Origin of the sequence: Piscirickettsia litoralis, assembly GCF_001720395.1 — a bacterium.
In the GTDB taxonomy this organism is placed as follows: domain Bacteria; phylum Pseudomonadota; class Gammaproteobacteria; order Piscirickettsiales; family Piscirickettsiaceae; genus Piscirickettsia; species Piscirickettsia litoralis.
Genome location: NZ_MDTU01000001.1, coordinates 354,461 through 361,633 on the forward strand (window position 1 = coordinate 354,461; position 7,173 = coordinate 361,633).

The window sequence follows — 7,173 nt, forward strand, 5'->3', positions numbered from 1 at the left end:
ATTTATTAATACATCAATAGTCATCACACTCCCCATCTGAATCACAACCACTCATATTTTGTGACCCGTCAGGCATCGTTACCTTACATATACTCTTAGCCCCCTTTAAAGCCTGTGCTAAATTACTCTGAGTGACTCCCCTCACTCCAGCAAATGTTATGTTGCAAAGTTGGGCCTGATTAAAGTTAAGCGCTCCTGTCAAAGTCGCTGTGCTAAAATTGACACCATTCATACTTGCCCTTGTAAAATCAGCATTATTTAAGCTTGCATCACTAAAATCAGGCTCATTGATATTTGCCATTTTTGAAAGAGATATTCTTCATAATACTGTGACTAAAATCAGACTGATTAACATTTGCTGAGTCCAGCACAACCTCTTCCAACAGCGCACCTGATATATCAGACTGATTAAGGTTCACATGCCCCATATTGACCTTTATAAAGTGTGATTTTTCAAAGTTAGACCCATTAAGGTTAGAACCTTCTAAGTCTGTTGCAGTAAACTTTGCCCCTTCAAAGGTTGATTGATTAAAATTGAATTTACTCATATTCAGCTTACTAAACACACTCTGAATAAAAGTTGACCCTGAAATACTTCCGCCTTGCAGATCACTATCTTGCCAATCAACTCCTTTTAATGTGGACTTGCGAATACGTATATGTGAATGCACTTTATTTTGTAAAGACAATATCGGTTCTATAGAAGATGAATAAGTTGTACTTGTAAAAATTGATTTTATTTTGGCAGCAACGCCTGTTACATTTGAACAATGGTTAACAGAATAAGAATCACCCTCACTATCAATCACAACTTTGCACTCTGCATATATTATAGTGTTTGCGAATATTAATATAATTAATGAAGTAATTAGGTATTTTTTCATAAAAAAAGTAAACCTCTAAGCCCTTAGGCTAAATTTCTTAAGTTTGGAGGCACTGAGAATATAATATTAAAGTGGCGAAGTCTAACATTTAGTGAAAAAGGCTGAATGAAAAGAAATACTAATTTAATAAAATTGTTTGCCAACTTATTGTCAGCTTAATGTTGGCATTTAACGAGGGAAGATAAGATTCCCCCGATTTATCCATCAGCCTATTGGGGCTCGACGCCTTTGACTATGACGGCCAGAGCGATTGCTCTGCTGAGCATTCTTGCTGGCTTTGTTCTCAGCTCTTGCCTGACCACGCCCTCTTCGACGCGGCTTATCACCATCGGCTTTATGGCCTTGAGCATTATCACCCGAGCGCTGCCCATCTCGATGGCCTACTTTTGGCTTCTTCGGTTTTTTTGGCTTTTTAGGTTTACGATCTAAACTTGATACTGGCACATCATGGACTGGTTCAAAACCATCGATTAATCTGCGTGTTAACAGTTGGCCGATTAAATGTTCAATATCAGCAAGCTGCTTAATTTCATCTGCGCTCACCAATGACACCGCCTGGCCACGTGCGCCCGCCCGCCCCGTTCGCCCAATACGATGGACATAATCTTCTGGCACATTGGGCAAGTCAAAATTAACTACCTGAGGCAGCTGGTCAATATCCAAGCCACGCGCAGCAATATCAGTAGAGACTAACATTCGAACCTCACCATTTTTAAAGTCAGCAAGTGCCTTTGTTCGTGCGCCTTGGCTCTTATTGCCATGAATTGCTGCCGCTTTAATCCCCTCATTTTCCAAATAACGCGTCAAACGATTCGCGCCATGCTTCGTTTTAGTAAAAACAAGTACTTGCTGCCATTTATTCTCATGAGTCAATTGGGCTAATAAGGCCGGCTTTTGCTTTTTATCAACAGGGCAAATCCACTGTTTTACTGTTTTAGCCGTGGTATTGCGTGGTGTGACTGAAATTTCAATGGGATTATGAACCAGTTTTTTGGCTAAATTGCGAATTTCATCAGAGAAAGTCGCCGAGAACATTAAGTTCTGACGCTGCTTGGGTAAAATCGCCAAAATTTTACGGATATCATGAATAAAGCCCATATCTAACATTCGATCGGCTTCATCTAGAATTAATACTTCTAGTTGCTTAAACTTCACCGCATTTTGGTTATATAAGTCTAATAACCGCCCAGGGGTTGCGACAAGAATATCAGCACCACGGCGCAGTTTCATCATTTGCGGATTAATTTTGACACCACCAAAAACGACAGTTGAACGTAAGGGTAAATTTTTGCCATAGGTGGCAACACTATCGGCTACCTGGGCAGCAAGTTCACGCGTAGGCGCCAACACTAAAGCACGGACCTGATTCGCTCGTACCGGCTCACCTTGCGATAAACGTTCGAGTAACGGCAAGGTAAAACCTGCTGTTTTGCCTGTACCCGTTTGGGCAGCCGCCATCACATCTTGGCCAGTCATCACCGCAGGAATGGCCTTCGCTTGAATCGGCGAGGGCGTTTCATACCCTTGCTCAGTAATGGCTTCAAGAAGTGACTCAGATAAACCCAAAGAGGCAAAACTCATAAATAATCTCTTAATTTTGTTAATATTCAACATTAAAGCAACGGCAGTTGCGGCGCTGTAGTGTACAAGATTTCAACGACAAGCACCACTCTGCTTCATGATTTCTTAGTAAAAAACCGATAAATTGATAGCCAACACTGTTTGATAGAACATAATTTTCTTAAAAAGTTCCGTAAAATTCATTCCAACTTGATTAAGCTGTTATTGACGCCCTAAAAGCAAGTTGCTTTAATAAAGAGCAAAAATTTTGATAAAATTAAAAATAAGGATAAGCGATGAGAATTAGTGCACAATTCGATGCTGGTAATATCGAAGTTGTTTCGGCCGAATCTGCCAATGATATACAGCTTAAGGTCCGTAAAGATAATCAATCCGAATTTCTCCAATGGTTTCACTTTCGCCTACAGGGTGCAAAGAACCAAGCCTGCTCCCTTAACATCTTAAATGCGAGTGAATGCTCTTATCCTGATGGCTGGAAAGACTACAATATCGTTGCCAGCTACGATAAAGAGCATTGGTTTCGTATCCCTAGTCGCTATGACGGCAAAACTTTAACGATAGAGCATACACCTGAAGAAAATAGTATTTATTATGCTTATTTCACACCTTATTCTTTTGAGCGTCATCAGGAGCTGATTGGCCATGCGCAAAACCACGCTCAGTGTGAAATCAGCACATTGGGCAGCACCATAGATGGCCGTGACTTAGATTTATTAACAATCGGCCAACCAGATAGAAATAAAAAGAAAATTTGGCTCATCGCTCGCCAACACCCCGGAGAGACTATGGCCGAATGGTTTATCGAAGGATTTTTAGGTGCCTTACTTGATGACAGCAATGCACTTGGCCAGACTTTATTAAAACAAGCGGTTTTTTATGTCGTTCCCAATATGAATCCTGATGGCAGTGTTCGTGGTAACTTACGCACAAATGCCGCAGGTGCCAACTTAAACCGTGAGTGGCAAACACCTACGTTAGAAAAAAGCCCTGAAGTTTATTATGTCAAAGAAAAAATGCAAGAAACCGGCCTCGACTTATTTCTAGATATTCACGGTGATGAGGCTTTGCCTTATAACTTTGTTGCAGGTACAGAAGGCAATCCGTCTTATTCAGCCCGCATTCAGAACCTGGAAGAACAGTTTAAAGCTGCCTTTATCAAAGCCAACCCTGACTTTCAGGATCAATATGGCTACGATAAAGATAAACCAGGCCAAGCAAATCTTACTGTGGCCTGTAACAACATCGGGGAAACTTTTGATTGCCTTTCTTTCACAATTGAAATGCCATTTAAAGATAATGCTAACCTGCCCTGCAAAGAGTTTGGCTGGTCAGCAGAACGCAGTGAACAACTGGGCAGTAGTGTTCTTCACCCAATCTATAGTGTCCTCGACCAATTACGCTAAGCTATTTTTATTTTTTAAAAGACTTTGCAATAAAATTATTATTATAAATCAAAGCAAACAAGGATGTTTTAAATGAGTGCACTGGAAAATCCAGACAATCGGTGGGATATCTTCAAAAACAGCAAAGGCCAATGGCAGTGGTCATGCTCTGACCCAGGGGGGCGCTTTTTGGCTGCATCAACAGATACATTTGAAACTGAAGAACTGTGTATCGCCAATGCAAAAGAACAAGGCTATTCATCTAATTGAATAGCCCATAATTTTGCCTTTAGGCCGCTGGAAACAACGAATGCGCACCTGCGGCCATCATCGTGACAGCCATTGCCATCAAAATCAGCCCCATAATACGTTCAACAATTTTTAATCCCGCTACACCTAAAATCTTATGGAAAAAAGGGGCGAACAATAAGATTAGTGTAATAATAATAGCAATCGCGATATCGACACCAAGATAAGATAATTTAGCAAAAGAACTATGAGCAGACTGGCTATGAATAATCACCGCCGCCAGTGCGCCAGGCCCTGCAATAATGGGAATTGCAAGCGGCACAACAGCAATCGCAGGCTTTTCTTCAGCTTCTTCATGCTCTTTTTGAGTATGTGGCTTGTGTTCGCTTTTCATATTAAGCATAGATAATCCCAACAGCAAAATAATTAAGCCGCCCGCAACCTCAAAGGCACCGATAGAAATACCAAAAAATCAAGAATATTTTTACCAAATAAGGTCACAATGACTAAAATGATCGCAACAGCAACACCTGTTTTAAAAGCAATCGCTCTTTGTTCAGAAACACTACGCCCTTCTACTAAGCCAACAAAAATCGCTAAGTTTCCAAAAGGATTCGTTAAAGCAAATAAAGTTACAAAAAAAGTGATTAAATCATGCACAGCCATCTCCCAATATCGCTAGTTCGCCACTCTAATTCTCACCTTGGTATGAGTATAAGGAAAGCACAGTAAAAGTCACTTATACTTTAGAAACTGAAGCCCAAAGACGTAACACATAATGAAGCAGGTGAGTTTTTCTTTAAAGCTGTGTTTTTATTTAGCTGCACTCATTATAATCAGCGCATGCACTGTCCCGACAATGCAACTCAAGCCTGTGGCAGCCTCTAAAGCAAATCAAGTAAAATACTCAGCCCTTGGAGATATTCGGGTACAGCGATTTTTCGATGCTCGGCCCAAAATACAAAAAACCGCACTAAAGCGTTATTTCAAGAAAAAGTTGCCCTCAGGAATATTCAGCGGCAAAACCAACCCCTCTCTTCCTGTTTACCTACAAACCACCATGCGCAGCATTGGCCAAGAAAATGGCAGCAATGCGCCTTATTCTAATCATCACTATGTAATTACTGGCATCATTCAATCCATCGAAGTATTAAAAAAGAAAGGCGCTCCCAAAGAACTCATCAATCCTAAAATTCAATATGTCCCTTATATCGGGGCGAGTTATTATCATGCCTCAGTAAAGTTCAAAGCAGAGTTGCGTCAAGCAGGACTCATTCTCCTCACCTCTCCCATAACCGTTAATTTATTCGAAATCACAGCGAGTCATCTTACTATTGAACAAGACTCCGATAAAATGGCGATATTACTTGAAAAAGCCATTAAACAGGCCGTCAACAAAATGTATCAATCTTTTTATAAGCAATCTAAACAAAAATTATATAGCTAACCCTCATACATCATCGGTTCTCGATCACAACAATACTTGCTCCTCCATGCTTTCAAAGCCTTAACCACAGCCTTCTTCATTTGAGAAGACATGGCAAGCTCTGTTATCCTTATTCTTTTAATTTAGGTAATACACAGCCCATGACCGTCTATGAAGTAATCTCTGCTCTGCTTATTCTTGCCACTGTTTTTGCATATTTGAATCACCGATTATTTAAAATGCAAACAACCATTGCCGTCACTTTGGGCGCATTATTTACTTCTATTGTCATTATCCTATCTGACCACCTGGGCTCACCGGCGCTTCATCAAACCACTCAAGAACTCTTTGAGCACATTGATTTTCGCAATTTTCTTTTAAACGGTATTCTCGGCTTTATGCTCTTTGCCGGCAGTTTAACTGTTGATCTAAAACGCTTACTTAAGTTTAAATGGGAAATCACCAGTCTCGCTTTTCTTGGCACACTAGCCTCAACACTCGTTATTGGCTTTTTAAGCTATGAGCTATTACAACTTTTACAGATTAATATCCCATTATTGTATTGCTTTTTATTTGGTGCTTTGATCTCTCCAACCGACCCTATCGCGGTACTCGCAACGGTCAAAGAACTCAATGCACCGGAAGATCTAACTACCAAGATTGCGGGTGAATCGCTATTCAACGATGGTGTCGGCTTAGTGATTTTCGTAACGCTCTATCATGTTGTCGATTCTGGTCAGCCCCCCACTTGGCAAAGCATTGCTCTATTGTTTGGTCAAGAGGCCGCTGGTGGCATACTCTATGGCCTCATCTTAGGCTTTATCGCTTACTTTTTAATCAAGCATATTCATGATGCTAAAATCGAAATTTTAATCACTCTCTGCATTGCCTCTGGCGGCTATCTCATCGCTCAAGAGTTTTTACATGTTTCAGGACCCCTTGCGATGGTTGTCTCTGGGATTATCACCGGCAACCTCACTCGTCATCAGGTCTTAAGCTCTGAGGGTAATCAACACCTGGATACATTTTGGGAGCTCATTGATGAAGTACTTAACATGATGCTCTTTGCAATGATTGGCTTTGAATTTATCAGTCTAACGCTCAGCTTAAGTGATTTTGCCGCTGGTTTATTGATGATCCCCTTAGCACTCATTGCTCGCTTTATAACGGTCGCACTGCCTATGAGCCTCTTTAAAATGCAACGAAAATATACACCGTTTGTTATCACTATTTTAACCTGGGGCGGCCTGCGAGGTGGCTTAGCTCTTGCTATGGCTTTATCACTCCCTGAAGGGCCTTATCGTAATCATATTTTAATTTTCACCTATTGCATTGTGTTATTTTCAGTCGTCATTCAAGGCACAACCTGCAAGTCTCTCGTTAAATTAGGCTCAAAACAGCCAATACAATGACAATAATAAAGGTCAATAAATTATCAAGTCAAAGGCTGCTGCTCGAACCTCTTACCGAGCAGCATGCAATATTATTATTTAACAGGCTTAAAGATGAGCAGTCCTACCAATATATCCCGGAACAGCCCCCAAAAAGTATAGAGACTTTACGCCAGCGCTATAAAAAATTACAACAACGGCGATCTTCTGATGGTACTGCTATTTGGCTCAACTGGGCGATACGTGATAAAAAAGCAGCC

At 40.8% G+C, this 7,173-nt stretch carries 8 protein-coding genes and 1 pseudogene; 5 read left to right on the plus strand and 4 right to left on the minus strand.

Going from position 1 to position 7,173, the window contains the following annotated elements; all coding sequences use genetic code 11:
* Positions 1–13: 13 nt before the first annotated feature.
* From BGC07_RS01620 to BGC07_RS01630, 3 genes are all read right to left on the minus strand, one after another.
* Positions 14–301 carry a pentapeptide repeat-containing protein gene (locus BGC07_RS01620; RefSeq protein ID WP_069311700.1) on the minus strand — a complete coding sequence of 96 codons (288 nt, stop codon included), beginning with the start codon at positions 299–301 and terminating at the stop codon, positions 14–16.
* Positions 285–809, minus strand: a complete 525-nt coding sequence (locus tag BGC07_RS01625) for a pentapeptide repeat-containing protein (protein ID WP_158006830.1) — start codon at positions 807–809, stop codon at positions 285–287. The genes BGC07_RS01620 and BGC07_RS01625 overlap by 17 nt, the downstream gene beginning before the upstream one ends.
* Positions 810–1,088: 279 nt before the next feature.
* A complete protein-coding gene (locus BGC07_RS01630) occupies positions 1,089–2,465 on the minus strand; it encodes a DEAD/DEAH box helicase (protein WP_069311702.1) in 1,377 nt (458 codons plus the stop codon).
* A 275-nt stretch (positions 2,466–2,740) separates the two neighbouring features.
* Here BGC07_RS01630 and BGC07_RS01635 point away from each other — a divergent pair, with 275 nt between their 5' ends.
* Together BGC07_RS01635 and BGC07_RS20395 are read left to right on the plus strand one after the other, a co-directional pair.
* The gene (locus BGC07_RS01635) at positions 2,741–3,868 is read left to right on the plus strand and encodes a M14 family metallopeptidase (protein ID WP_069311703.1); all 1,128 of its coding nucleotides are present in this window, start codon (positions 2,741–2,743) and stop codon (positions 3,866–3,868) included.
* Between the two features lie 72 nt (positions 3,869–3,940).
* On the plus strand, positions 3,941–4,117 hold the full coding sequence (locus BGC07_RS20395) for a hypothetical protein (protein WP_158006831.1): 177 nt from the start codon (positions 3,941–3,943) through the stop codon (positions 4,115–4,117).
* A gap of 19 nt (positions 4,118–4,136) precedes the next feature.
* Here BGC07_RS20395 and BGC07_RS23770 read toward each other — a convergent pair.
* Positions 4,137–4,762, minus strand: a pseudogene (locus tag BGC07_RS23770) (MarC family protein).
* Positions 4,763–4,874: 112 nt separating this feature from the next.
* Between BGC07_RS23770 and BGC07_RS01645 the strand changes: the two are divergent.
* The 3 genes from BGC07_RS01645 to BGC07_RS20400 form a co-directional block, all read left to right on the plus strand.
* A complete protein-coding gene (locus BGC07_RS01645; protein ID WP_069311704.1) occupies positions 4,875–5,543 on the plus strand; it encodes a hypothetical protein in 669 nt (222 codons plus the stop codon).
* A gap of 140 nt (positions 5,544–5,683) precedes the next feature.
* Positions 5,684–6,934 carry a cation:proton antiporter gene (locus tag BGC07_RS01650; protein WP_069311705.1) on the plus strand — a complete coding sequence of 417 codons (1,251 nt, stop codon included), beginning with the start codon at positions 5,684–5,686 and terminating at the stop codon, positions 6,932–6,934.
* A partial coding sequence (locus BGC07_RS20400; RefSeq protein WP_162272286.1) for a GNAT family N-acetyltransferase occupies positions 6,931–7,173 on the plus strand: 243 nt, incomplete at its 3' end. The genes BGC07_RS01650 and BGC07_RS20400, both read left to right, overlap by 4 nt.